This is a genomic window from Actinopolymorpha sp. B9G3, assembly GCF_040120725.1.
Classification (GTDB): domain Bacteria; phylum Actinomycetota; class Actinomycetes; order Propionibacteriales; family Actinopolymorphaceae; genus Thermasporomyces.
The window spans coordinates 91,466-115,324 of the sequence record NZ_JBEEAB010000012.1 but is presented as its reverse complement, the minus strand read 5'-3'; the positions used below and the strand labels follow the sequence as shown (position 1 = coordinate 115,324).

At 69.5% G+C, this 23,859-nt stretch carries 25 protein-coding genes; 13 read left to right on the top strand and 12 right to left on the bottom strand.

Annotation, left to right across the window (positions count from 1 at the left end):
* Positions 1–2 precede the first annotated feature (2 nt).
* From ABNF93_RS21125 to ABNF93_RS21115, 3 genes are all read left to right on the top strand, one after another.
* On the top strand, positions 3–767 hold the full coding sequence (locus ABNF93_RS21125) for a phosphotransferase family protein (RefSeq protein ID WP_349329854.1): 765 nt from the start codon (positions 3–5) through the stop codon (positions 765–767).
* A gap of 102 nt (positions 768–869) precedes the next feature.
* Positions 870–1,226, top strand: coding sequence for a VOC family protein (locus tag ABNF93_RS21120; protein WP_349329853.1), 357 nt, complete (start codon positions 870–872; stop codon positions 1,224–1,226).
* Positions 1,227–1,396: 170 nt separating this feature from the next.
* Positions 1,397–1,792, top strand: coding sequence for an MmcQ/YjbR family DNA-binding protein (locus tag ABNF93_RS21115; protein ID WP_349329852.1), 396 nt, complete (start codon positions 1,397–1,399; stop codon positions 1,790–1,792).
* A 218-nt stretch (positions 1,793–2,010) separates the two neighbouring features.
* On the opposite strand, the gene ABNF93_RS21110 is transcribed toward ABNF93_RS21115, so the two are convergent.
* Complete coding sequence (locus tag ABNF93_RS21110) at positions 2,011–2,550, bottom strand: GNAT family N-acetyltransferase (RefSeq protein ID WP_349329851.1); 540 nt, start codon at positions 2,548–2,550, stop codon at positions 2,011–2,013.
* Positions 2,551–2,757: 207 nt separating this feature from the next.
* Here ABNF93_RS21110 and glgC point away from each other — a divergent pair, with 207 nt between their 5' ends.
* Complete coding sequence (gene glgC / locus ABNF93_RS21105) at positions 2,758–3,981, top strand: glucose-1-phosphate adenylyltransferase (protein WP_349329850.1); 1,224 nt, start codon at positions 2,758–2,760, stop codon at positions 3,979–3,981.
* 199 nt (positions 3,982–4,180) lie between these two features.
* Here the strand turns inward: glgC and ABNF93_RS21100 are convergent, their stop codons facing one another.
* Positions 4,181–4,816, bottom strand: a complete 636-nt coding sequence (locus ABNF93_RS21100; RefSeq protein WP_349329849.1) for an O-methyltransferase — start codon at positions 4,814–4,816, stop codon at positions 4,181–4,183.
* 333 nt (positions 4,817–5,149) lie between these two features.
* Here ABNF93_RS21100 and sigE point away from each other — a divergent pair, with 333 nt between their 5' ends.
* The 5 genes from sigE (at position 5,150) to ABNF93_RS21075 (ending at position 10,201) form a co-directional block, all read left to right on the top strand.
* On the top strand, positions 5,150–5,872 hold the full coding sequence (gene sigE, locus ABNF93_RS21095) for an RNA polymerase sigma factor SigE (protein ID WP_502877600.1): 723 nt from the start codon (positions 5,150–5,152) through the stop codon (positions 5,870–5,872).
* Complete coding sequence (locus tag ABNF93_RS21090) at positions 5,869–6,654, top strand: anti-sigma factor family protein (RefSeq protein ID WP_349329847.1); 786 nt, start codon at positions 5,869–5,871, stop codon at positions 6,652–6,654. Before sigE ends, ABNF93_RS21090 begins: the two co-directional genes overlap by 4 nt.
* 23 nt (positions 6,655–6,677) lie before the next feature.
* Complete coding sequence (locus ABNF93_RS21085) at positions 6,678–8,084, top strand: sigma-E factor regulatory protein RseB domain-containing protein (RefSeq protein ID WP_349329846.1); 1,407 nt, start codon at positions 6,678–6,680, stop codon at positions 8,082–8,084.
* A gap of 61 nt (positions 8,085–8,145) precedes the next feature.
* Complete coding sequence (locus tag ABNF93_RS21080) at positions 8,146–9,540, top strand: S1C family serine protease (protein ID WP_349329845.1); 1,395 nt, start codon at positions 8,146–8,148, stop codon at positions 9,538–9,540.
* A gap of 109 nt (positions 9,541–9,649) precedes the next feature.
* Positions 9,650–10,201: a sec-independent translocase gene (locus ABNF93_RS21075; protein WP_349329844.1), complete on the top strand. Its 552-nt coding sequence runs from the start codon at positions 9,650–9,652 to the stop codon at positions 10,199–10,201.
* Positions 10,202–10,363: 162 nt separating this feature from the next.
* Here ABNF93_RS21075 and ABNF93_RS21070 read toward each other — a convergent pair whose 3' ends face one another.
* The 4 genes from ABNF93_RS21070 to ABNF93_RS21055 form a co-directional block, all read right to left on the bottom strand.
* Positions 10,364–11,515, bottom strand: a complete 1,152-nt coding sequence (locus ABNF93_RS21070) for an Mrp/NBP35 family ATP-binding protein (protein ID WP_349329843.1) — start codon at positions 11,513–11,515, stop codon at positions 10,364–10,366.
* A 9-nt stretch (positions 11,516–11,524) separates the two neighbouring features.
* Positions 11,525–12,073, bottom strand: a complete 549-nt coding sequence (locus ABNF93_RS21065) for a DUF1003 domain-containing protein (protein ID WP_349329842.1) — start codon at positions 12,071–12,073, stop codon at positions 11,525–11,527.
* Complete coding sequence (locus ABNF93_RS21060; protein WP_349329841.1) at positions 12,063–13,319, bottom strand: magnesium transporter MgtE N-terminal domain-containing protein; 1,257 nt, start codon at positions 13,317–13,319, stop codon at positions 12,063–12,065. Before ABNF93_RS21060 ends, ABNF93_RS21065 begins: the two co-directional genes overlap by 11 nt.
* A gap of 128 nt (positions 13,320–13,447) precedes the next feature.
* The gene (locus ABNF93_RS21055; protein WP_349329840.1) at positions 13,448–14,023 is read right to left on the bottom strand and encodes a hypothetical protein; all 576 of its coding nucleotides are present in this window, start codon (positions 14,021–14,023) and stop codon (positions 13,448–13,450) included.
* Positions 14,024–14,069: 46 nt separating this feature from the next.
* On the opposite strand from ABNF93_RS21055, the gene ABNF93_RS21050 reads away from it, so the two are divergent.
* Positions 14,070–15,038, top strand: coding sequence for a hypothetical protein (locus ABNF93_RS21050; protein ID WP_349329839.1), 969 nt, complete (start codon positions 14,070–14,072; stop codon positions 15,036–15,038).
* A gap of 154 nt (positions 15,039–15,192) precedes the next feature.
* On the opposite strand, the gene ABNF93_RS21045 is transcribed toward ABNF93_RS21050, so the two are convergent.
* From ABNF93_RS21045 to ABNF93_RS21030, 4 genes are all read right to left on the bottom strand, one after another.
* Entirely contained in the window at positions 15,193–15,981 is a 789-nt protein-coding gene (locus tag ABNF93_RS21045) for an ABC transporter permease (protein WP_349329838.1), read from the bottom strand.
* Entirely contained in the window at positions 15,978–17,036 is a 1,059-nt protein-coding gene (locus ABNF93_RS21040; RefSeq protein ID WP_349329837.1) for an ATP-binding cassette domain-containing protein, read from the bottom strand. The genes ABNF93_RS21045 and ABNF93_RS21040 overlap by 4 nt, the downstream gene beginning before the upstream one ends.
* A gap of 218 nt (positions 17,037–17,254) precedes the next feature.
* Positions 17,255–18,001: a PadR family transcriptional regulator gene (locus tag ABNF93_RS21035; RefSeq protein ID WP_349329836.1), complete on the bottom strand. Its 747-nt coding sequence runs from the start codon at positions 17,999–18,001 to the stop codon at positions 17,255–17,257.
* 290 nt (positions 18,002–18,291) lie between these two features.
* The gene (locus ABNF93_RS21030) at positions 18,292–19,440 is read right to left on the bottom strand and encodes a magnesium and cobalt transport protein CorA (RefSeq protein WP_349329835.1); all 1,149 of its coding nucleotides are present in this window, start codon (positions 19,438–19,440) and stop codon (positions 18,292–18,294) included.
* Between the two features lie 602 nt (positions 19,441–20,042).
* Here ABNF93_RS21030 and ABNF93_RS21025 point away from each other — a divergent pair.
* Positions 20,043–20,525 (top strand): YflT domain-containing protein, encoded by a 483-nt coding sequence (locus tag ABNF93_RS21025; RefSeq protein WP_349329834.1) that lies wholly within the window; start codon positions 20,043–20,045, stop codon positions 20,523–20,525.
* A gap of 34 nt (positions 20,526–20,559) precedes the next feature.
* The gene (locus ABNF93_RS21020; protein WP_349329833.1) at positions 20,560–21,135 is read left to right on the top strand and encodes a histidine phosphatase family protein; all 576 of its coding nucleotides are present in this window, start codon (positions 20,560–20,562) and stop codon (positions 21,133–21,135) included.
* A 36-nt stretch (positions 21,136–21,171) separates the two neighbouring features.
* Here ABNF93_RS21020 and ABNF93_RS21015 read toward each other — a convergent pair whose 3' ends face one another.
* Both ABNF93_RS21015 and ABNF93_RS21010 read right to left on the bottom strand, forming a co-directional pair.
* The gene (locus tag ABNF93_RS21015) at positions 21,172–22,113 is read right to left on the bottom strand and encodes a helix-turn-helix transcriptional regulator (protein ID WP_349329832.1); all 942 of its coding nucleotides are present in this window, start codon (positions 22,111–22,113) and stop codon (positions 21,172–21,174) included.
* 91 nt (positions 22,114–22,204) lie between these two features.
* Complete coding sequence (locus tag ABNF93_RS21010; protein ID WP_349329831.1) at positions 22,205–23,083, bottom strand: alpha/beta hydrolase; 879 nt, start codon at positions 23,081–23,083, stop codon at positions 22,205–22,207.
* Between ABNF93_RS21010 and ABNF93_RS21005 the strand changes: the two genes are divergently transcribed.
* The gene (locus ABNF93_RS21005) at positions 22,995–23,846 is read left to right on the top strand and encodes a DUF6758 family protein (protein ID WP_349329830.1); all 852 of its coding nucleotides are present in this window, start codon (positions 22,995–22,997) and stop codon (positions 23,844–23,846) included. The genes ABNF93_RS21010 and ABNF93_RS21005 overlap by 89 nt on opposite strands.
* The last annotated feature ends 13 nt before the right edge of the window (positions 23,847–23,859 follow it).

Genomic DNA, 23,859 nt, shown 5'->3' with positions numbered 1-23,859 from the left:
GCGTGCGAGCCGAAGCGTTCGTCGCCCGCACCGCTCGTGACGCGGGAGTGCCAGTCCCGGAGATTCTCGACCTTGGCGACGATACGCGGCTGCCGGGCGGAAGTTGGATCCTGATGGGTCGAGTTCCCGGCCAGCAATGGGATACACGCACGCTGCCGGAGCCGGCGACGACCGTCACGATCAACGACCTGGCAGAGTACCTGTCCCGGCTCCACGGGGTGCGCCTGCCCGGATACGGCTGGCTGGACAACGGCGGGCGCGGTACGTCGCCGACCTGGCGTGCATGGATGCGCTCCGAGGCGGCGGAGTCGGCGAAAGTCCTTGTCGCGCACGACGACCTGCCCGCCAGCTTTCCCGCCGAGGTCGACCGGGTGATCCGCGCGGTCGTCCCTGACGACGTACGACCGGCCCTCCTCAACGCGGACCTCGGCCTGTCGGAGATCTTCGTCGATCCGGAGACAGGTGCGGTCACCGGAATCCTCGACTGGGCGGCCGCGGCCATCGGCGATCCGCTCTACGACCTTGCCACGTTCGCGTTCGGCGGGCCGGCCGGCCACCCGCTGCCCCCGCTGCTTCAGCCGCGCCTGTTCGATGCGTACTGCGCGCACGATCCGATGATCGCGGGCCGCCCCGAGCGCCTCGTGGCGTTGTACCAGATGCTCAACCATCTCGCGAACGCGTGCTGGAGCATCGCCGAAGGGGTCGATTCGTGGACGGGCGACCTGTGCGTGGAGGCGATGCGACTTTTCGACGTCGCGCGCGAGTGATCATGCTGGTCCCTTGTGCCCCACACGGCACGGGATCGCCCGAGCGGTGTTGCTGACGTTATTCGGTCGTACGCAGATGTACGCAACGGATAGCGTCGGCCCATGGAGATCGTCGTGACGCTGGACTGCAAGGATCCTGGGGCGCTCGCACGTTTCTGGGAGGCTGCGTTGTCGCCGATGGGCTACCGACCGGCTTTCGATGCGCCGCCGTACTTGAGCCTCGTCTCGGACGGGGGACCGACCCTGCTCCTGCAGGAAGTTCCGGAACCGAAGTCCACCAAGAATCGCATGCACCTCGATTTGGGTGTCGAACACCTGGAGGCCGAGGTCGACCGGATCGTCGGTCTCGGTGCGCGAACGGTCGAGACCGACCTGACCGAACACCGTTATCGGTGGGCGGTTCTGGCTGACCCGGAGGGTAACGAGTTCTGTGTCTTCGTGCCGCCAGGGTCTCCGTGAGGCGGGGGTGCGCGTGAGGCCAGGGCGTGTGCGTGGCGCCAGGGCGTGTGCGTCGCGCCAGGGCGTGTGCGTGGCGCCAGGGCGTGTGCGTGGCGCCAGGGCGTGTGCGTGGCGCCAGGGTGGTCGTAGGGTCGGTGTGAGGTGTCGGTGGGCTGTGTGAGGATCGGCGGATGGTGGAGAGCGATCCGGCGCGGACCGATCCGCTGACGCGGCTGCGAGCGCTGTGCCTCGCGATGCCCGAGGTCACCGAACGCCCGAGCCACGGCGAGCCGACCTGGTTCGTGCGGGACAAGAAGGTCTTCGTGAGCTACGCCGATCATCACCACGATGACAGGCTCGGGTTCTGGTGCGCCGCGCCCGAAGGCGTCCAGACCATGCTGGTCGAGGGTGAGCCGGAGCTTTTCTACCGCCCGCCGTACGTCGGACATCGGGGGTGGCTCGGCGTCTACCTCGACGTCGACGTCGACTGGGACCGGATCGCGGAGATCGTCGAGGACGCCTATCGCCAGGTCGCGCCCAAGCGCCTCCTCGCCCAGCTCGACCGTGATCCGGGAGCAGGACACTAGGCGGCAAGTCCTGCGAGTTGTCGGAGGTTGGACCGCCCAGAGCGGGACAGATCTCCCGCGTTCCAGGCGTCCCGCAGCGAGGCACATTCCTCGCAGAACGGACGTCAGGCGGCGAGGTGCCTGCTCGTGGGTCGAAGGCGGACGGTCAGACGGCTGCGGGTGAGCCGGACGCGAGTTGAGCTGGACCGGGCCAATCGCGGGCGGAGGGCGATGAGGCGTCAGCTGGTAGGCACCCAGAAGCGCAGCTTGTCCAGGCGCTGATCCTCCAAGACCCCACCGGCCGACTCGATGACCTTCCGCGACGCCACGTTGTCGGTGTCGCACGTAACGAGGACCGAAGCGAGACCGAGCCCGTTCGCGATGGGCAACGCCGCACGCAGCATCGCGGTCGCATGCCCGCGCCTTCGTGCAGTCGGTCGTACGTCATAGCCGATGTGACCGCCCTGCTCGAGCAGGAACGGCGTGAGCCGGTGCCGGATCGCGAGGCGTCCCAGATAGGTGGAGCCGTCGACCCACCAGAGGCTGGTCGCGGGGACGAGGCCGTCGGGTCGCGGGGTGTCCTCACGAGCGGCCGCGACCAGGGTCTCGACGTACGCCGCGAAACCCTCCGGGGTCTCCCAGGTCGCTGCGTACGCCCTGGTCTCGCGCCCGATCATCGAGTTGTCCGAGCCGCGGCCGCGACCCTCGGCGTGGAACTCCGTCATGGCCTGGAGAAACGATGCGTGGACGCGGGTCGTGGGCGCAACCAGTTCGGGCATGTGCCCATTGTCCCGGGGATGGGCAGTGGTGGGGCCGGGCTGCCCCGCGCTGTCCGGGGGATGGGCCGTCCCGCAGGTGCCACAGCCCGGATGGCGCTGTCGTGGGGATTGCGCTGTCGTGGGATGGGGGATGGGCCGCGACGGCCAGGTACAGCCAGGACAGCCTGCCGTCACCCATCCGCAACGCTCGCCTACTAGGGTGCGCACATGGGCAAGGATCCGCGCGTGCTCGGGATCGTTCTGGCCGGCGGCGAGGGCAAACGACTCATGCCGTTGACAGCCGACCGGGCCAAGCCGGCCGTGCCGTTCGGCGGCACCTACCGGCTCATCGACTTCGTCCTCTCGAACTTCGCCAATGGCGGGATACGTCGGATCTGCGTACTCACGCAGTACAAATCGCATTCGCTGGACCGGCACATCTCGCTGACCTGGCGAATGTCGACGCTGCTCGGCAACTACGTCACGCCGGTGCCGGCGCAGCAGCGCCTTGGCCCGCGGTGGTTCCAGGGGAGTGCCGACGCGATCTACCAGTCGCTGAACCTCATCCACGACGACCAGCCCGACTACGTGATCGTGTTCGGCGCCGACCACGTCTACCGGATGGACGTCTCGCAGATGGTCGAGAGCCACATCGCCAGCGAGGCTGGAGTGACCGTCGCCGGGATCCGCATGCCGCGTACGCAGGCGTCGTCGTTCGGCGTCATCCAGACCGGCGCGGACGGACGCACGATTCGGGCCTTCCTCGAGAAGCCGGCGGACCCACCAGGCCTGCCCGACAATGCTGACGAGACGTTCGTGTCCATGGGCAACTACGTCTTCACCACCGACGCCCTGCTCGACGCCCTACGCATGGACGCCGATGACGAGGGCTCGGTCCACGACATGGGCGGCAGCATCATCCCGATGATGACCGACAAGGGTGACGCGCACGTCTACGACTTCGCCAACAACGAGGTGCCCGGCACGACAGCGCGTGACCGCAACTACTGGCGGGACGTCGGGACGCTCGACTCCTACCACGAAGCACACACCGACCTCGTCTCGGTCGATCCGGTCTTCAATCTCTACAACCGGGAGTGGCCGATCTACACGAGCTTCCCGCAGGATCCCGGCGCGAAGCTGGTGGCGGGGGGCAGGGCGAGCGACTCGATCCTGTCGATGGGGTCGATCGTCTCCGGGTCGGTCGACCATTCGGTCCTCTCGCCAGGCGTACGCATCCAGGTCGGGGCGGAGGTCACCAACTCCGTGATCCTCGACGGGACGGTCGTGGGGCATGGAGCGGTCGTACGCGATGCGATCCTCGACAAGAACATCGTGGTGCCCGAAGGTGCCGAGGTCGGCGTCGACAAGCAGGCCGACCGGGCGCGCGGATTCACCGTCAGCGAAGGCGGCATCACCGTGCTCGGCAAGGGCCAGCGCATCCTCGACTGACGTTCCGACGGCACGCGGCGACCCAGCGGGCCTGCCCCTGGCCGGTGATGCGCACGGCACCCGGCGACCCAGCGGACCTGCCCCGGGCCGGTGACGTGGCCTGGTCAGCCGGGCCAGGGGAACCTGGGACAGGTGTCGGTGCCTGTTCGGGCTACCGGACGCATGGGCAGCGTGGTCATTTGCGGAACGGTCGGGCCCTTCAGGAACCGCGCTTGGCGGCGCAGAGCAGGCCGTCGCCGACGGGGAGCAGGACGGGAACGACGCGTTCGTCGTCGAGAATCCGCTTGCCCAGCTCACGAATCGTCACCGTCGCAGGGTCGCGCTGAGCCGGATCGGCCACCCGGTCGTGCCACAGGGTGTTGTCGATCGCCACCACGCCACCAGGTCGCAGGAGTCGCAACGCCGCTTCGTAGTAGTCGGGGTACTCCTCCTTGTCACCGTCACAGAACACCAGGTCATAGGCGTTGTCAGTGAGCCGCGGGAGCACGTCGAGCGCGCGTCCGGTGATCAGCCTGGTGCGCTGCGGTGGGATGCCCGCGTCGGCGAAGGACTCCCGGGCAAGCCGCTGGTGCTCGGCTTCGACGTCGACACTGGTGAGGGTGCCGTCGGGCCGCATGCCTCGGATCATCCAGATCCCGGAGACGCCGCAACCGGTGCCGATCTCCACCACCGTCTTGGCGCTGACGGTCGCGGCGAGGAAACGCAGCGTGGCGCCCCCGCCCTGGCCGATCGGCGTCGCACCGACCTCGGCCGCGCGGTTGCGGGCCTGCACCAGCACGTCGTCCTCGGCGATGAAGTTCTCGGCGTAGGCCCAGGTCGCGGGCTTCATCTCCATGGAGACGACTACCTCCTGTGAGTCTTGCCCTGGGCTCGAGCCGCGGGCCGTTCTGTCCGGCTTCTCCGGACACGTTGCGTCACCGAAGCCTAGTGCCCTTTACCACCAGAATCGGGCTTTAGGGCCGGTCCGGGCGAACCCTGACCTCTGGCATTCCTAAGAAGGGGCTAAGACCAGGGTTCGGCCGGAGCCATTTTGGGTGGACAGTGGCAACAATGGAACACCTGCCGGCGGAAGCGGTCGGTTGTGTGCGGCCGGCCGGCAGCGGTGAACCGTGGCGTCCGACGCCACGGAAGCCGGCATCCGCCGGCTGGGCGATGTGGGGAGGTGGGTCTGGTGGCAGAGGATCTCGCGGGCACAGCACCCGTCGACGTCTGGACGCCTCCGTCCTGGGAGGAGATCGTCCGTACGCATTCATCTCGGGTCTACCGGCTCGCCTATCGGTTGACGGGTAACCGGCACGATGCGGAGGACCTGACCCAGGAGGTGTTCGTCCGCGTCTTTCGTTCCCTTTCGACCTATACGCCCGGCACGTTCCAGGGCTGGCTGCACCGGATCACGACGAATCTGTTCCTCGACCTTGCCCGCCGCCGGCAGCGGATCCGGTTCGACTCGCTGCCTGACGACGCCCCCGAACGCCTGCCCGGGTCCGAACCGAGCCCCGCGGAGGCGTACGACGACCGCCACCTCGACGCCGACATCCAGGCCGCGCTCGAAGCGCTGCCGCCGGAGTTCCGGGCAGCCGTCGTGCTCTGCGACATCGAGGGACTGTCGTACGAAGAAATCGCTGCGACGCTCGGCGTCAAGCTCGGCACCGTCCGCAGTCGGATCCACCGCGGCCGCTCCCAGTTGCGGGAGGCCCTCAGGCACCGGATGCCCGTCAAGCAGGCCGTCGCTGAGTCCGCCGTCGCTGAGGCCGCTGCCCCTGAGTGCGCAGAGCCCGCTCGCCTCGAATCCGCGGAGCACACCCGCCCAGAAGGTTCGGAAGGGGTGGAACGCCCCGAACCTCACCCGGCCGGTCAGCCGGCCGGTGGCGGAGGAGGATCGGTGTGGTGAACCACGCCCACGCCCGTCTGTCCGCACTGGTCGACGGTGAGCTCGACCACGAGAGCCGCGACCGCGTTCTCGCTCACCTCGCGCACTGTGCCGAATGCCGCGCCGCCGTCGACGCCGAACGCCAGGTCAAGGCCATCCTCGCCGGCACACCTGATCCGGCTCCTACGGAGGATTTCCAGGCCGCCCTGTTCGGGCTGGGTGCGCTCACCTCGGTGGGTGCCGCCGACCGGACGACTGGCACTAACCCGACGACTGGCACCGACCCGACGACCGGTACCGACCCGACCACCGGCATAGACCGGACGACTGGCACCGACCCGACGACCGGCACCGACCCGACGACCGGCGCGGGCCGGACGGCTGGTGCTGTCGGCCGTGAGCCGAGGGTGGTCGGAGCGGCTCATGCCGTCGGACCTCTACGCATGCGCGAGCGGTCTTCCCTGCGCGCCTGGCGAAGGCGGACCGGTCCGTGGCCAGCTCGGCCGCCAGCGCAGCCGGGCACACGTCGCCCGGGTGACGCTTCGGCCATGGCGATGGCTGCCGGCCGCTTCCCGCGCCGGATGGCCGCCGGTATGGCCGGCCTCGCGGCCATGGCGGGCATGGCGGCGGTCGCCGCGTTCGCCGCAGGCGGGGACGCTCATCCAGAGGTGACCGTCGTACCCCCCATCCAGCAGTACTCCGTCGAGCACGCCGACACTGTGTCCGACCTACCGTTGTCCGATCCGGGTGCCGTGACCGCGGTCCTGGAACGTGGGCTCCGCGGCCGCTCGTCCGGTCGCTGAACGCCCGGGACGCTGGGGGCGGCGTGGACAGTGAAAGCGGCGTGGACGGTGATGGCGGCCTGACCTCTGAAGGCGGCATCGGCAGTGAAAGCGGCCTGAGAGCCGGCAGCGATGTCGACAGCACTGACCAGTCGCCGCGGCACGGTCCTCGACGCGCGGCACCTGTGCGGTTCGTGGCGTTCGTCGTCTTGGCCGGAGTCCTTCTCACCAGCGGAGCTGCGACCGGCCTGGCCGTGCCTCCGGCGACGGAAGGTACGAACAATCGCGGGCCAGGAGGCAGGTCAGTCGCCGGCGAAGGCGATACGGTCCCAGCGGCCCGGGACCACCCCGAAGCCCTGGCGGCGCTTCGCCGGGCCACGCGAGCCGAGTGGACGACCGCCTACACCGGCACGAAGTTCATCGCGGTATGGACCGAGGCCGCGGGCGCTACGGCGAAGGGCAGCATGTCCGAGCTCGTCGACGTCACCAACATTCCGGGGCGTGGCACCGTCGTCCGGATCCACCGCGACACCGTGGGCGGCAAGCGCGGCGCACCGGACCGGGGCCACGCGGCGGACGACCGTGGCGCGGACGCGGCTCTCGTGGCCCGCGGTCGACCCGGCAGCGCCGAGCCCTCGTCCACCGCCACCCCGGCGGGTCGCTCGCCGGCCCCCACAGGGTCGGCGACGCGCGGGATCGAGCCGAGCCCGGCGCCTGCGGCGGTCGACGCGCAGGCGGTCAGCGTCGTCGCACTCGCCCGTGCGTACTCCGTCCAGCTCGCCGGTGCGGCGACCGCGGCGCACCGCGAGGCGACCGTGGTGGCCGCCCGCCGGCACGACGGTTCGATTGCCGCGAAGTTCTGGATCGACGAGGCAACCGGCTTGCTGCTCCGCCGCGAGGTGTTCACCCGCCACGGCGTCATCACCCGCGCCAGTGGGTTCGTCACGGCGAGGATCGGCGCACGCGTGACCCGCTCAGGCCTGCCGCCGGCACTCGCCAGCGAGCCGGCCGACGTGGTCCCTCCACGCTCCTACGCCGTCCTCGCAGACCGGGGCTGGGACTGCTGCGACCGGCGCCTTCCCGGTGGGCTCGGGCTCTATGACGTACGTACGACCGACGCCGGCGCCACCCTGCATCTTTCGTACTCCGACGGCCTCAGCGGCGCCTCGGTGTTCCAACAGCGGGGTCGGCTTGACGGGTCCGCGCTCGACGGCTTTGCGGAGATCCGGGTGGACCGGGCGAAGATCTACGTGCGATACGGTCTGTCGTCGTACGCGGTCTGGGCGCATGACGACCTGGTTTACACCGCGGTGTGCGATACGCCTGATGCCGTGGATGCCGTGGTTGGGGCGTTTCCGCACAGTGATCCCACGCGAGATGGGACCGGCCTTGCACAACGGCTGGACCGGGGGATGTCCCGGATGGTCTCCTGGTTGAATCCCTTCGAATAACGGTTGACGCCTGCGGTCCGGTGCCACATCGGGGTGTGACAAGGGGAAAGGGCGGGGCTAGATGACCGAGCGACGTGATCGTCCGGAAGGTCCTCGCGACGAGGCCTCCGCCGCCCCGGGCAACGGGGAGGCGGTCGCTACTCCGCCGAGCGGATCGGCTTCCACCACCCAGCAGGTCCCCGCGCAGCGGGCCGGATGGGTGCAGCACTTCCCGGCTGAGCGTCCCGACTTCGAGCCGCCGCCGCCGTGGGCACGACCTGTCCCGGGCGGCAGCCACAACGGTGCGGGACCGGCCAACCGGGCCTTCGGGGTGCCTGCCGCCAGTCCAGTCCAGGCGAAGGAGCCGTGGTTCGGGCGCTATCCGCGGCGTGCGGTCCTGGTCGCGCTGGCGGTCACGATCGCCCTGGTCGCCGCCGCTCTCGGTGGGACGGCGGGTGTCCTCGCGACCCTGCAGTTCGGCCCGGCGCTCATCTCGACCGACGCGCCGGCGAGCGAGGACGACCTCGGCGCGGAGGGCAAGGCGTTTCCGAAGCCGGAGAACGTCGCCACCGTCGCGCAGGCCCTGCTCCCGAGTGTGGTTCAGATCAAGGCCACCGGCGGACCGGGCAGCGCCAGCGGGTCGGGCTTCGTGATCCGCAAGGACGGCTACATCCTCACCAACAACCACGTGGTCGCGCCGGCCGCGAGCGGCGGCACGATCAAGGTGTCGCTGCACGGTGGCGAGGAGGTCCCGGGCCAGATCGTCGGGCGGAGTCCGGCGTACGACCTGGCGGTGGTCCGCGTGAAGGACGTGGAGAACCTCAAGCCCGTGGCACTCGGCGACTCCGACCGGGTACGGGTCGGTGAACCTGTCGTCGCCCTCGGCTCGCCGCTGGGCCTCACGGGCACCGTCACCACCGGGATCGTGAGCGCCCGGAACCGCCCGGTGACCGCTGGCGGGGCGGAGTCGGAGATGTCGTTCATCAACGCGCTGCAGACCGACGCCGCGGTCAACCCGGGCAACTCGGGCGGTCCGCTGGTCAACCTCAAGGCCGAGGTGATCGGGGTCAACTCCGCAATCGCGACCGTCGGCGACCAGGAACCGTTCAGCGGCGGGGAGCAGCAGGGCAGCATCGGCCTCGGCTTCTCCATTCCCATGAACCAGGCGCGGCGGACCGCCGACCAGATCATCCGTACCGGCCACGCGGTCTACCCAGTGGTCGGTGCCGTGGTCGACGTACGCCATGAGGGTCCCGGCGCCCGCCTCGGCGACATCCAGCCGGACAGTGCCGCGGCGAACGCCGGTCTCGCGCGAGGCGACCTGGTGACGGTGATCAACGGGCACAAGGTCACCGGGGCGGACGACCTGATCGTGCAGATCCGCAGCTACGTACCAGGCCAGCGGGTGGAGATGGTGTACGAACGCGGCGGCAAGGAACGTAAGGCGATCGTCACTCTCGGCAAGGAAACCGGCTAGCGGTCAGGGCGCCGTCGCCTGAGCCGGTGCCGGGCTCCTGGACTGGCCGGGGGAGGACCTGGCCTGCCGTGCCCGGCCGTCACCTGGACGGGAGGGTTACGCTGGGCCCGTGTTCGACATCGGTGCCCTGGAGTTCGTCGTGCTGGCTGTTGCCGCGCTGTTCATCTTCGGGCCCGACCGGCTGCCCGACATTGCCCGGCAGGCCGCTCGTGGCCTCCGCCAGGTCCGCAACATGGCGGCCAACGCCCGGCGGGAGCTGAGTCGCGAGCTGGGGCCGGAGTTCGAGGACCTGGACATCCGCGATCTCAACCCGCGGAACTTCGTTCGCAAGCACGTGCTCGACGATCTCGACGAGGACGACCTGCGGATCGACCGCGATCTCGACATCCGCGACGATCTCCGTGTCGACGACAAGCCAGCGAAGTCCACCACGTCCAAGGTCAACGGGTCGACGAACGGCTCAGGGACGACGAGCAAGAGCGGGACGAGCGACGGCGATGTGACGGTGGCGACCCCCGAAGGCGTGGATGCCGGAGCCGAGGGCACCGACACGCTCGTCGACACGGCACCCGCGCCCGAGGCGGACGCCGAGGTCGAGTCCCAGACGGGCGCCGATCACAGGCCGGTCACCGTCCCGCCGTTCGACACCGAAGCCACCTGAGTTTCCGGCCGCCTCGGGCAATGACCACGCTGCCCATGTGAGTGCCGGGCAATGACCACGCTGCCCATGTGAGTGCCACGTGGAATAGGTGTCGGTGCCTGTTTGATTGCCACCGGCCTGCTCAGCGTGGTCATTTGCGCCCGGTGCGCCGCCGCAGCCGCCTTACCGCGAAGTCGGCGTGATGGTGAGGGAACGCCCCACCAGGCTTGGCCGACGGTCGGCGAGCTCCTTCGCCAGACCGTGCAGGACCTCGGAGGCGGCGGCATCGGGCTGGTCCAGCACCACAGGGACGCCGGAGTCACCACCCGTCCGCAACCGCGGGTCGAGGGGCACCTCACCCAGCAGTGGAACGTCGTAGCCCAGGCGTTCGCTCAAGGTCGCGGCCACGCGGGTGCCGCCACCCGTGCCGAAGACGTCGATCCGGTGGTTCGGACCGCAGTGCGGGCACGGCAGCCACGACATGTTCTCCACCACGCCGACCACCTTCTGGTGCAGCATCGACGCGATCGTGCCGGCGCGTTCGGCAACCTCGGCCGCGGCCTCCTGCGGCGTGGTCACCACCACGACGTCCGCGTTGGTGAGTTGCTGGCCCACCGAAATCGCCATGTCCCCGGTGCCCGGCGGCAGGTCGAGCAGCAGCACGTCGAGGTCGCCCCAGAACACGTCGGCGAGCATCTGCCCCAGTGCGCGGTCGAGCATCGGACCACGCCAGGCGACGACGTGCTGGCGGCCCGGCTTGAGCATGCCGATGCTCATCACCTTCACGTCGTACGCAGGGACCGGCATGATCATGTCCTCGACCCGCGTGGGCCGCAGGTCGGCGATCCCCAGCATCGACGGGACGGAGTGGCCGTAGACGTCGGCGTCGAGCAGGCCGACCTTGAGCCCCTGGCTCGCCATCGATACCGCGAGGTTGACCGTGAGCGACGACTTGCCGACGCCGCCCTTGCCCGACGCCACGGCGTAGATCCGAGTGAGCGAGTCAGCCCGCGCGAACGGGTTCTCCTTCGCCTGAGCGGACCCCCGGAGCCGCCCCTGCAGCTCCTGGCGCTGCTGGTCCGACATCACGTCGAGGGTCACCTGGACGTCCTTCACCCCGGGCAGGGCGGACAGCGCATTGGTGACGTCCCGGGTCAAGGTCTCCCGCATGGGACAGCCGGCGACGGTGAGGAGCACCGTGGTGACGGCCGTGCCGTCCGGGCGTACCTCGGCGGACCGCACCATGCCGAGCTCGGTGATCGGCCGGCGGATCTCGGGGTCGTTCACGCCGGCCAGGGCGGCCTGGATCTGCTCCTGGGTGGGCAGGCTTGTCATACCCCGATGCTACGGGCCGTCGCCGCGTTGTTCCGGGCGGGCACCGCGCACGGCGCGTTCGTCGAGCTCGGCCAGGAGCGAACGCAGCTCTGAACGCAGGTAGTCACGGGTCGCGACCTCGTTCATCGCGAGGCGAAGGGACGCCACCTCGCGGGCCAGGAACTCCATGTCGGCGCGGGTGCGGATGTTCATGTCGCGGTCCTGGTCGTACTGCACGCGGTCGCGGGCCTCCTGCCGGTTCTGCGCGAGCAGGATGAGCGGTGCGGCGTAGGACGCCTGGGTGGAGAAGAACAGGTTCAGCAGGATGAACGGATACGGGTCCCAGTGCAGCCCGAAGATCCCCACCAGGTTGACGGTCACCCACACGATGACGAACGCCGTCATGTACGCAAGGAAGCGGGCGGTGCCCATGAACCGCGCGAAGCCTTCGGCGAAGCGTCCGAAGATCTCCGGGTCGTAGCGCGGGCGGAACGTCCGGCCAGGCTGGCGCGGGATGTCCAACCGCCGCGAGTGCGGGCCGGTGCCAGGGCTGTCGCCCGACCACGGGTCATGAGCCACGGTTCACCTCTGCGAACCGTTCCCGCCAGTCCTCCGGCAGCAGGTGGTCGAGCACGTCGTCGACGGAGACGGCGCCGAGAAGCCGGCCGGACTCGTCGACGATCGGGGCAGCCACCAGGTTGTACGTCGCGAGGTAGCCGGTCACGTCCTGCAGCGAGGCCTCCGGCGACAGCGGCTCGAGTTCGGTGTCGATGACGCCGGAGACGAGCGCGGACGGTGGCTCCCGGAGCAGCCGCTGGAGGTGTCCGACGCCGAGCCACCGCCCGGTGGGCACCTCGAGCGGGGGCCGGCATACGTACACCTGTGCCGCCAGGGCCGGGGTGAGGTCGGGGTTGCGGACCCGGGCGAGTGCCTCGGCGACCGTGGCGTCGGGCGGCAGGATGACCGGCACGCTGGTCATGAGCCCGCCGGCGGTGTGTTCTTCGTAGGTCAGGAGGCGGCGGACGTCCTCGGCCTCCTTGGGCTCCATCAGGGTGAGCAGGTGCTCCGCCGTCTCCTGCGGCAGTTCGGCCACCAGGTCGGCGGCGTCGTCGGGAGACATCTCCTCGATGACGTCGGCGGCGCGTTCGACGTCGAGGCCGCGGAGGATCTCCACCTGGTCCTCCTCCGGCAGCTCCTCCAGCACGTCGGCGAGGCGTTCGTCGGCGAGTGCGGCGGCCACCTCGGCGCGGCGTTTCGGCGGCAGGTCGTGCAGAACGCTCGCCAGGTCGGCGGCCCGCATCGACTCGAACGTCGCCAGCAGATGGGTCGCGCCCTGGTCCTCCTCGGGCAGGCTGAGCCCGGTCACGGCGTCGACGTCGACGACCAGGGTCTGCCCGCGGCGACCGAATCGCTTGGCCGGCTTACGGATCGCCACCTTGGTGATCAGCCAGTCCCGTGTCCTGGCCTGCTCCATGCCGAGGTCGAAGACGGTGACATCCTCGGCGGTCTCGCGCAGCGTCACCGTCTTGTCGAGCAGCTCGCCGAGCGCCAGCGTCTCGGTCGGGCGCTGCTGGAAGCGCCGCATGTTGATGAGCCCGGTGGTGACGATGCGGCCGACGTCGATCCCCAGGACCCGCGTCATGGGGACGAAGATGCGCCGCCGGCCGAGAACCTCGACGACCAGGCCGAGCACCCGCGGCGCTCGGCCCTGCGGGCGCAGCGTCACCACGACGTCGCGGAGTTTTCCCACCTGGTCGCCGCGCGGGTCGAAGACGGCCGTGGACGCCAGCCTCGCGAGGAACACTCTGCTCGGGGTTCCGCTCACGATGCCTGCGCCCCCTTCGGCTTCGGCGTACCACCTCGCCCTGGTCAGGCTAACCCGGTCGCTGACCTGCGTACTTGCTCGCGCGAAGAAAGCGCCCAGCGGGGGCTACAGGGGATGGCGTGGCGTGCTCAGGACAGGCGCGGACGTCCCCGCGCCCGCTTGTGCACGACCCACGGGAGGCGCCCGGTCGTGGTTGCGGGACTGCCCGGTGGCGGAACGGCCGTGTCGTCGGTGGGCATCCGGCCCGGTCCTTCGAGGACCTCGCCGGTCGGGGTGAGCCGAAGGATCGTGTCGGACGCACTCCAGCGTTCGAGCAGGTGGGCGGCGTCGGTCGCGTTGAGCCGGTCGCCCGCGAGCGCGGCCGCCGCGCCCTCCCATTCCGGCGTACGCGGAGTGAGGTGTCCGACGCGGGCCCGCCAGGTGACGAGGCGGGCACGGCTGTCCTTCGCCCGGCAGGTCACCGTGGCGGTCTCCGCTTCGGCGAGTCCGGGAAGGTGCTGCTCGACCTCGCCCAGCCGCCCCTGCTGGCGGTCTGCCTCCGGGCCGGCGGTGACGACGTAGGCGGCGCCGTCGTGCCAGACGTGCCAGGCCGGCCGCGCACGTGCCTCGTCGCCGTAGCGCAGCCAGATGACCGAGGACTTGCGGGTCGACTCTTCCACGAGTGCACGAAGGACCTCGGGCGAGGGCTGGTGCTGTGCTGCCACGTGCACGAGGCTCCCACATGGTGATCCGGGCGGCTACCCTGCCGCCATGGATGGGTACGGCACCACTCCGCCGACGCCGAGGACCGGACCCGGAAGTGGGGGAGATGCGGCCCGGTCGCGCTGGCGGCGTTTCCTGGCGGAGGACCCGACCGACGGGACTCGGCTCGCCATCCCGTCCTCGGCAGGCGTCATCCGTCGTGAGGGCCGCGACATTCTTGTTCCCCCTGACATCACTCATACCGATCGGGTCCGCGTCTGGCGGTCGGCGCAGCGGTGGCTCACTCATACGACCGAGCGGGTCAACGCCGTCGGGGTCGTCTTCGTCGTGTGCTTTGGGCTGCTCTGGCTCTTTCTCGTCCTGCAGCCGAACATCGATCTGGTGGCGCGGGCCGTGATGCTCCTGCTGGGCGCCCCGGCAGTCGGTCATGTCGCCTGGCAGGTTCGGCGGCACGTCAACGGGCAACGCGACGACGCCGAGGTTCGCCCGCAGGTGATCATCCCCGGCCAGGACCTGCACGAGAAGGATCGGCGGGCGATGCGCGAGGTGGTCGACGCAGTCCTCCTGGTCGCCTGCTCCCGTGCGCAACGGGACGGCCAACTCGGTGACGGTGTCGCGCTGCTCGGCGGTGAACAGTGGCGGATCGCGAACGCGCTGGTCCAGTTGGCGGCGGCGAGGCGGCTGCTGGGCGAGACCGGAGGTGGCCTGCCCGAGCACGCCGCGGCGGTGCGTACGGCCGAGGCCGCCATCGCCCGCCGGATCCAGGCGGTCCACCGGTACGCCGAAGCGGTGCAGCGGGTCGACCAGATGCTCCTCGCCGTCGATGCCGCGGTCCAGTCCGAGACGATCCATCACCGGGTCCGCGACGCCATCGCCGCGCTCGGTGACGACCAGGGTCTGGTCGACCTCGTGAGCGACGCGGGCACTGCCGAAGCTGGCGTGCGGGCCGCACTCGACGCACTACGCGACGAGGCCGAGTCACTGCGCGCGATGTCCACGGCCCCCACCACCCCGTGATCGTGATCGTGATCATGAATGTTTTGTCGGCGTATACGCCGGTTTCCCTTCATGATCATGGAAGAGCCGCCACCTACAACCGAGCGCGACCTACACCGAGCGCCACCTACACCGAGCGCCACCTACACCGAGCGCCACCTACACCGAGCGCCACCTACACCGAGCGGTGGTACGAACGAAACGCCCGCGTGGCAAGGAATCCGAGCGCTCCCGCGAACACCGCCAGGTACCCACAGTGCAGTAGCACGGCACCCCACTCCGGATCGGCCGACAACGCCCCACGACTGGCTGTGGCCGCCCAGTCGACGGGATTGAAGGTGGCCGCCCGCTGGATCCACTCCGGCGCGATCTCCTTCGCCATCAGCGTCGAGGACAGGAATGACATCGGCAGCACCAGGAACTGCGACGCCGCGATGAGCGACTCGCGCCGGCGTACGAGCAACGCGACCGCGCTGGAGAACGAACCGAAGCCCACGGCGAGCAACACCGCGACGCAGACGGTCACGAGCACGCCGGCCACCCCACCCGGGTAGCGCGCACCCATCGCCAGGCCGATGCCGACGACGATGAGCACCTGGATCGCAAGGCTGGCCGCGAGATGGGCCATCTTGCCGGCGAGGATCGCGCCCCTGCTGGTCGGCGAGACGAGGAACCGGTTCATGACCCCGCGTTCCATGTCGTCGATCAGGCCCATGCCCGTCCACGCACTGGTGAAAAGCGCCGTCATGACGACGATCCCGGGCGTCATGAAGGTGATGTACGAACCGCCGGCGAATCCTGGAATCTCCACGACCCGCTTGAAGAGTTGGCCGAACAGCAGCAGCCACACAAGGGGCTGGATCAGCGCCACCGCGATGTACAGCGGCTGCCGCAGCAGTGCCCGGATCTCCCGAAGGGTGAGGTTTCCAGCCTGGACGAACGTGGCAGCCATCGGGACACTCATCGGCCGACCTCCTCGGTGTGGTGCGTGGCGGATCCGTTGCTCAGCTGGCCGTCCCGCTCGTCGAACCGCCGTCCTGCGTACCTCAGGTACACGTCGTCGAGCGACGGTCGGGCGACCGTGACCGACGCGACGCCGACCCCGGTCGCTTCGAGGGTGGCGAGGACGGCGGGCACTGCCCGTGCCCCTTGATCGGCCCGCGCGCGGACGCTGGCACCGTCCACGCTGATCTCGCGGATGCCGTCGAGGCGGCCGAGGGCGGCGGCGATCTCGCTGTCAACCGCGGGTTGCGCAAACTCAACGAGGATCGCGTCGCCGCGCAGCTCACTCTTCAGTCGTTCGGGGCTGTCCTGGGCCACGATCGCACCGCGGTCCACGATCGCCACCTCGTGGGCGAGCTGGTCGGCCTCGTCCAGGTAGTGCGTTGTCAGCAGAATGGTCAGTCCGTCGTCGCTCGCCAATCGGCTGATCTCCTGCCACATGTCGGCGCGCGCGTGCGGGTCGAGTCCGGTCGTCGGCTCGTCGAGGAACAGAACCTTCGGTGTATGGACGAGGGCGAGCGCGACGTCAAGCTTGCGTTGCATCCCACCTGAGTACGTACGCGCCGGCCGATGTGCGGCGTCACCGAGCCCGAACCGTTCCAGAAGGGCACGAGCCAGGGTTCTGAGCTGTTTGCGTGGTACGCCGTACAACCGCCCCTGCAGGTAGAGGTTCTCGCTCCCTGTCGCCTCGGGATCGAACTGCGGCTTCTGCGAGACGTAGCCGATCGACCGGCGTACGGCGTCGGGGTGCCGAAGCACGTCGTGACCGGCGACTGTGGCGGTTCCGGCGTCCGGTCGGGTCAGCGTGGTGAGGATCTTGACGGTCGTCGACTTGCCGGCGCCGTTCGGGCCGAGCAGCGCGAAGACCGTGCCGGCTCCGACCGAGACGCTCAGGCCGGTCAGAGCGCGAACCTTTCCGGCGTAGGTCTTGGACAGGTCGCGGGCCTCGATGGCGAAGCCGTCTCGGCTCGGCGGCGCCCCGCCGGGCGGGGACGTGGTGGTGGTCGTGCTGGACATGCGGCGGTGAACCTCCCATGGGACTACCTACTGGGACGGTCCGGTCCGGCGAGCGGTCCTCGCGGCTGGGCACGTGAGACACGGCCTAAGGTGGGAAGTGCGGTCTTCGGGTCGCGAGGGTTCGTTCGTACGGACCGGAACGATGTGGAGATCTCGGCCCTGGCCCAGGTGTTGCCGCACCTGCGTCAGGGCCTTCGTGTGTTGGCGCTGCTCTGGTCTCAGACGCTCTTGAGCCTCCCTTTCCGGCCGGAGGCCTTCCGTTGCGGGACGTCGGCGGTCGTGTCCTTGTCTGCACCGCCCCCACCCCGTGTGTCACTGCCTCGTGTGTCGTCGGCCGGTACGTCGCGGGCCGGATCGGCGAGGTCGGGCGAGGTGTCGTCGGTGTGGAACGCACGCCAATCTGCGAGGCCGTCGAACGAACCGTCGCGGATCTCGCCGACGAGCTTCCTGGTCCAGTGCAGGTCGGTCTCGAGATGGGTGCGCACGTAGTCCCACTCGATCCAGAACAAGCGCGGCAGCGACGGTGCGCTGGCCTTCAGGATGGCCTCGGAGGAAGCGAGGGAGTGCTCGAGCTGGACGCAGCGCTGGTCGAGCAGGTCGACCACCTCTTCGGGCGGGAGGCCCGGGAGAAGGGAGAGGCCGGCCTCGAACTGTGAGAACTCCTTCACGGGAATGGCCAGGAGCTCGGCCAGCCAGTCCTCGAACTCGGCCCGGCCGGCGCTGGTCGCGCCGTAGACCGTGCGTTCGGGCCGTCGGCCGTCGCGGACCGTCTTCTGCGGCTCGATCAGGCCATGGGCCACCAGTTTGTCGACGACCGAGTAGAGCGAGCCGTAGTTGAGCTTGATGCTGCCTTCCTTGTTGCGTTCCCGGAGCGTGCGCGACATCTCGTACGGATGCATGGGGCGCTCGAGCAGCAGGGACAGCACGGCGAGGGCGAGGGGGTTGGACACCTTGCGCCTCGTCATCCGGTCCTCCTTGCCTCGAGCCCGGTCCTCGGGCCGTGCCGGTGCGGTGGTGGGTCAGTCGCGGCGCGCGGTGGGCCGTGGAGGTGGCCGACCGGTTCATCGCCCTTGTTGCACCGAATACTCTGCATCGAGTATTCGGGCGAGGTCATTCGATGTCAAGACAGCTGGGCGACGCCGCGGCCGTGATCATGCGTCACGAATGGCAGCTTCTCGGCTCGGCAACCAGCCATTCGTGACACCTGATCATGAAACGGCCGAGCGATAGCGTCGGGCAGCCGGACCCGAGGGCTTCAGAGCCAGCCGTTGCGCTTGAAGTAGCGGTGCAACGTCACACAGATGACGAGCGTCACCAGCAGGACCGCCGGATAGCCGAACCGCGAATCGGCCCCTGGTAGGTGGGTGAAGTTCATGCCGTAGATCCCCGCGATCATGGTCGGCACCGCCAGGATCGCCACCCACGCCGAGATCTTCCGCATGTCCTCGTTCTCTGCGACCGTGAGTTGAGCGAGGCTCGCCTGCAGGATCGACGTCAACAACTCGTCGAAGGCGGCGACCTGCTCGCGGACCCGGGTGAGGTGGTCCTCGACGTCGCGGAAGTACTCCCTGATGTCCGGCGCCACCAACCGCAGCGGCCGCTCGGCAAGGTGGCGCAACGGTACCGTCAACGGCGCGACAGCCCGCTTGAGCTCGAGGACCTGCCGCTTGAGCTGGTAGACCCGGCCGACGTCACGGGCGCCACGCGCCGAGAAGACCGAGATCTCCAGCTCGTCGATGTCGTCCTGCAACCGGTCGACCGCCGCCAGGTAGTCGTCGACCACCCGGTCGGCCACGGCGTGGAGCACAGTGGACGGACCGTGCGCCAGGTGCTCGGGGTTGTCCTGGAGTTGGCGGCGTACCTGCCCCAGCTCACTGTGGTCACCGTGTCGGACCGTCACCACGAACTCCGCACCGACGAACGCCATCACCTCACCGGTCTCCACCAGTTCGCCAGACGTGGCGACCTGGCCCTGTGGTGCGTAGCGCACGGTCTTGAACACCGCGAACAGGGAGTCGTCGTAGCGTTCGAGCTTCGGTCGCTGGTGCGCGGTCACCGCATCCTCGACCGCCAGGGGATGCAGGTCGAACTCGTCGGCGAGGCCGGCCAGCTGGCTCTCGGTCGGCTCGAAGAGACCGATCCAGACGAAGCCGCCACCCTGCCGTGCCCGGCGTACCCCCTCGGCGTACGACGTGACGTCGTCCTGGCGCTTGCCGTCGCGGTAGAACGCCCAGTCGACGATCGCCTGTTCGGGACTGGTCGTCGTCGCCCCTGCGTCAGCGGACGGTACGACGAGCCGGTCGGGCAGGGATCGGCGGCGGATCGCACGCATCATCGCGCGGGCGCGGCGCCCTGCGAGCACGGCGTTTCTCCCAGGACGGACAGATGTGCTCGATGCTGCCATGGTCGACTGACCTCCTCGTCGGCGGAAACGGCAATGAAGGCGCCCACGATGCGAAGGTGGGCGGCGGAGGTCCTCCGAGGCCGCTCTGGACCAGACGAGATCGAACCGGGCTCGTGTCGGCGGTCAGCCTCGCGCGGATGTCAGGGCGTCGACCGCCTGCTAGCGCGCGAGCTCAGATCGGCGTCGGAGGACGCTGGTACTGCAGGGATAAGCAGGTTTCACCTGCGACCACCTCCTCGACGCCGGGCCCTCGCAAGGGCAAAGCCAGCCGCGACCGCGGTTTGGCCGGAATGATCACGCTTGGGTGATCATTCCCCACGACACGTGGCGAATTCACCGTGCATCGTGGGGAATTGCCAACCTTGCCTGATGATTGGTTTCGAGAGTCATCACAACCGTGAGATGTCACGACAAGACGACGCGAACCGCCCCCAGTTTACCAGCGGCAAAACCGCCGATCTTGCGCATCGCCCGCAACAGGTGGGGCATCCTCGAAGGAGAACACTTCAGCTGCCGACGACGAACCGCGACTGGTCGATCTTGCGCGTACGGGCAAAGACGGCCCGCGGACCGGTGAGACCTTCGAGAGGAAGGTGTCCACGATGGCTGCTCCGCTTCCCGAGCCGCCCAGCGGCCTCAAGGTCGGGTCGTACCCCAACTACGCGGACGCGCAACGCGCGGTCGACTACCTGTCGGACAACAAGTTCCCGGTCGAGAACGTCACGATCGTGGGCAGCGACCTGCGGTTGGTCGAGCGGGTGACGGGCCGTCTCACTCAGGGCCGCGCCATCGCCGTCGGCGCCGGCGCCGGCGCGTGGTGGGGGCTCTTCGTCGGCATCCTGATAAGCCTGTTCGCCAGGAGCGGGGGCAGTGCGCTCGTCCTTGTGATCACCGGAGTCGTGATCGGCGCGATCTTCGGCGTCATCTTCGGCTGGGTCGGCTACCGCGCGACGGGCGGCCACCGCGACTTCACCTCACGTACGCAGGTGGTCGCGTCGACCTACGACCTCCTGTGCCAACCGCAGAAGGCGGAGGAAGCGCGCAACCTTCTCGCCAAGCTGGCCTTGCACACAGGCACCCTGTGACGAAGGAGCCAGCCGTACGCACCGCGAGCGCCGGATGACCCGCGGCCAGCCCGACCTGTGGGTCGCCAGGCATGGCGAGACCGAATGGAGTCGTACGCGCAAGCACACCAGCGTTACCGACCTGCCCCTCACCGCCGAAGGCGAACGCGCGGCACGGGAGCTTCGGACCCGGTTGGCCGGTACGTCGTTCGACCTGGTCCTCACCAGCCCGCTCCTACGCGCCCGCGACACGGCCCGGCTGGCCGGTTTCGGGGACCGTGCTGAGGTCGATGCCGACGCCCACGAGTGGAGGTACGGCGAGTACGAAGGCCTGACCACCGCGCAGATTCAGCGGGACAGCCCTGGCTGGACCATCTGGACCCATCCGGTGCCAGGTGGGGAGAAGGCGCTGGAGGTGGCCGAGCGGGTGGACCGGATCATCGACCGGGTACGCACGGAAGCCGGCGAGCGCGCCCTACTCTTCGCGCACGGCCACCTCCTGCGGGTCTTGGGAGCCCGCTGGATCGGTCAGTCCGCTGAGGCCGGCGCCCACCTGGTCCTCGACACCACGACTGTGAGCGTGCTCGGCTGGGAACGCGACACTCCCGCCATCCTCAGCTGGAACGCCTGACCCGCCGCGAGCCGATCGTTATCCATCAGACACCCCCTAGGTGTTGGCGGCGACGAATGTCTGTGCCATCGCGACCGCGTCCGTGCGTAGCGCGGCTGGTTCGACGACGATGACGTCATTGCCGAGGGTACGGATCACGTCGAGGGCGTTGTCGGGATCTTCCACCACCAGAACGACGTCGGACCAGCCCTCGGTGTCGGGCTCGGCGATGGTGCGGGACCGGGCCTGCACCCACTGGGCCCGAAGGAGTGCGTTGCCGCGGAGGCGGAGCTTCACCACCATGCGGCCGAACGTCTCGGCGTACGCCGCCACCGCGTCCTGCCAGTGCCGCACAAGGTCGAAGTCGGCAGGACGGACGAAGCGCTTCTCGGTCACGCTGAGGCTGTGCAGGCGGGACACGCGGTAGGTCCGGATGGCGGTGCCACGGAGAGCCAGCAGATACCAGGGGGTGCCCTTGCAGACCAGGCCTAGTGGCGCCAGTTCGACGGCCGATGTGGTCGTGCCGTATCGCACGAGGATCAGCCGGTCGGCCCAGATCGCCTGGTGCAGTTCGGGAAGAAGCGGTTCGGCCAGCGCCTCCTGGCCCCAGGGCTCCAGGTCGACATGAACCCGCTGCCGGGCGTGCTCGGCACGTTCTCGAGCGGTCTGCGGGATCGCCGCGAGCAGCTTGCGTTGGGTCGCGGTCGCGACCTCGCTGAGGCCCAGTGCGGCCGCCGCGGCCGGCACGCCGGTGAGGAACAGGGACTCGGCCTCGTCGGCCGTGAGCCCGGTCAGCCGGGTGCGGTAGCCGTCGAGGAGGCGGTAGCCGCCGTCGTTGCCGGGCTCGCCGACCAGGGGGATACCGGCGGCGTTCAATGACTCGACGTCGCGGTAGATCGTGCGTACGGACACTTCGAGGGTTTTCGCCAGCTCATCCGCCGTCATCCGGCCCCTGGCCTGGAGCAGCAGGACGACGGAGATCAGTCGGCTCGCCCGCACGCGCCCCAGTGTGCAGTACGCCACCGACGCTCTGAACCTCCGCCGGCCCACCACCCGGGTGGTCCGGGGAGGTGCACGCTCGCGGCAACCGTCAGAAGTTCCAGGCGAGGAACTCGAACTGCTCAGGCACCATCCGCCGCCAGTAGCCGGCCGTGTGCGCCCCCGGCTGGAACCCGCCCGCCGGCCGCGTCGGCAGGCTGTCGACGAACGCCTGCGTCGCGTCGACGAACGGATCGTCGCGCCCGCAGTCGACCCGGATCCGGATGTCCTCGAACGCCGACGGGTCGGCGAAGACGTCATGGGCCCGGAAGTCGGTCTCGCCGTCGAACGCACCTTCGGGCACCTCGGCGTAGTCCTGCCACAACGCCGGACTCGACACCACGACCGTCGCGATCCGGTCGGGGTGCTGCTCGGCCAGGAGCAGGGCACCGTAGCCGCCCATCGACCAGCCGATCAGGCCGATGCGTTCGGTACGCAGGCCGCGGGCGGCAAGCTGGGGGAGGAGTTCGGTGAGGATCATCGCCTGCGAATCGCGGCCGTCGCGGCGACGATGCCAGAAGCTGTCCGGTCCGCCGTCGACCGAGACGACGACGAAGGGCGTGGGCCACGCGGCGACCGCGGCCGCGAGGTACCGGTCGAGGCCGAGTTCGTCGAACGCGAACCGGTGGTCACCACCCCGGCCGTGCAGGGCGAGGACGACGGGGAGCCGGGCGTCGGTGGGTACGCCGGGAGGGTACGCAACCGACCATCGCACCAGGTCGCCCTTGCACGCGCGGGAGGCGTACTCCTTGTCGACCCGGGGACCTGGTCTGACATGGGGGATGACGCCGTCCTCGCCGGTGAGTCCCAGCGCGGTGTGGAGGTAGACGCGGCCGGGGAGCATGCGGGCCTCGACGAGCCCGACACCGGCGGTGCCGGCCGCGAGGAACCCGGCGCCGGCGGTGAGGAACGAGCGGCGACTCGAAAGCATGCGGGCCATCGTGGCATGCGTACCGTGCCGGCGATCAAGGCCTGTGAGGACCGGATCTGTACGTGATCTGTACACCTTGCGGCGTCCACCCTTGACCTGCGCCGTCTCAGGGAGGAACGTCGTACGCATGAAGGGCGATCCAGTTTGCCCGAGATGTCAAGGATCCTTGCGCGCCCCGTCGCCGTGGGACACGAACTGGAACTGCGGGGCGCACGGACCGGTACCCCCGTTGCGTCCGTTCAGTCAACCGTCGGCGGCTTTCGTACGCTGGTTGGCCTCGCGGTCGCGGCTCCCGATCTGGTTGCCGTGGCCGATTCCCCACGGATGGGTCATCACCGGCGTCGGCCACGCCGGCAGCGAGGTCGAAGGCGTCCGCGCCACGGTCGTCGCGTGCAGCGGGCCGAACCCGCTCGGCGGGCCCGGGGAGCTGCTGCTGGTGGCCGAGGAGATGGGCATCGGGTTGGGCGCGAGCTATGCCGGACTGTCGGGTGCGGACCCGGGTGACGCGTTCGGTGACGGCGCTCCGCAGGCGAAGGTCCAGGCCGGCGGCCGGCCGACGCCGCTGTGGTTCGTCCGCGGACCCGCTGATCGCGCTGTCTACGCGGGTGAGGCGGAGGGCTTCTGGTTGTGGCTGGTCTTCCACCCCGAGACCGCCGGGGCGCTGCTGCTCGAACCGTTCAGCCTCGCGGACATGGGCACCTTGGGGCGCGAGGTCGATCTGCTTCCTTACGGCGCGCTGACGCCTCGCCTCGGCGGCTCCTGAATCCCTGGGCGGG

Excerpts from the sequence above, each read along its gene's own strand:
- ABNF93_RS21110 (WP_349329851.1), bottom strand. The coding sequence starts at position 2,550 with ATGCCCGAACTGGTTGCGCCCACGACCCGCGTCCACGCATCGTTTCTC.
- glgC (WP_349329850.1), top strand. The coding sequence starts at position 2,758 with ATGGGCAAGGATCCGCGCGTGCTCGGGATCGTTCTGGCCGGCGGCGAG.
- ABNF93_RS21035 (WP_349329836.1), bottom strand. The coding sequence starts at position 18,001 with ATGACGAGGCGCAAGGTGTCCAACCCCCTCGCCCTCGCCGTGCTGTCC.
- ABNF93_RS21080 (WP_349329845.1), top strand. The coding sequence starts at position 8,146 with ATGACCGAGCGACGTGATCGTCCGGAAGGTCCTCGCGACGAGGCCTCC.
- ABNF93_RS21050 (WP_349329839.1), top strand. The coding sequence starts at position 14,070 with ATGGATGGGTACGGCACCACTCCGCCGACGCCGAGGACCGGACCCGGA.
- ABNF93_RS21005 (WP_349329830.1), top strand. The coding sequence starts at position 22,995 with ATGCGGGCCTCGACGAGCCCGACACCGGCGGTGCCGGCCGCGAGGAAC.
- ABNF93_RS21010 (WP_349329831.1), bottom strand. The coding sequence starts at position 23,083 with ATGCTTTCGAGTCGCCGCTCGTTCCTCACCGCCGGCGCCGGGTTCCTC.
- ABNF93_RS21020 (WP_349329833.1), top strand. The coding sequence starts at position 20,560 with ATGACCCGCGGCCAGCCCGACCTGTGGGTCGCCAGGCATGGCGAGACC.
- ABNF93_RS21045 (WP_349329838.1), bottom strand. The coding sequence starts at position 15,981 with ATGAGTGTCCCGATGGCTGCCACGTTCGTCCAGGCTGGAAACCTCACC.
- ABNF93_RS21115 (WP_349329852.1), top strand. The coding sequence starts at position 1,397 with ATGGTGGAGAGCGATCCGGCGCGGACCGATCCGCTGACGCGGCTGCGA.
- ABNF93_RS21025 (WP_349329834.1), top strand. The coding sequence starts at position 20,043 with ATGGCTGCTCCGCTTCCCGAGCCGCCCAGCGGCCTCAAGGTCGGGTCG.
- ABNF93_RS21120 (WP_349329853.1), top strand. The coding sequence starts at position 870 with ATGGAGATCGTCGTGACGCTGGACTGCAAGGATCCTGGGGCGCTCGCA.
- ABNF93_RS21040 (WP_349329837.1), bottom strand. The coding sequence starts at position 17,036 with ATGTCCAGCACGACCACCACCACGTCCCCGCCCGGCGGGGCGCCGCCG.
- ABNF93_RS21100 (WP_349329849.1), bottom strand. The coding sequence starts at position 4,816 with ATGGAGATGAAGCCCGCGACCTGGGCCTACGCCGAGAACTTCATCGCC.
- ABNF93_RS21070 (WP_349329843.1), bottom strand. The coding sequence starts at position 11,515 with ATGACAAGCCTGCCCACCCAGGAGCAGATCCAGGCCGCCCTGGCCGGC.
- ABNF93_RS21030 (WP_349329835.1), bottom strand. The coding sequence starts at position 19,440 with ATGGCAGCATCGAGCACATCTGTCCGTCCTGGGAGAAACGCCGTGCTC.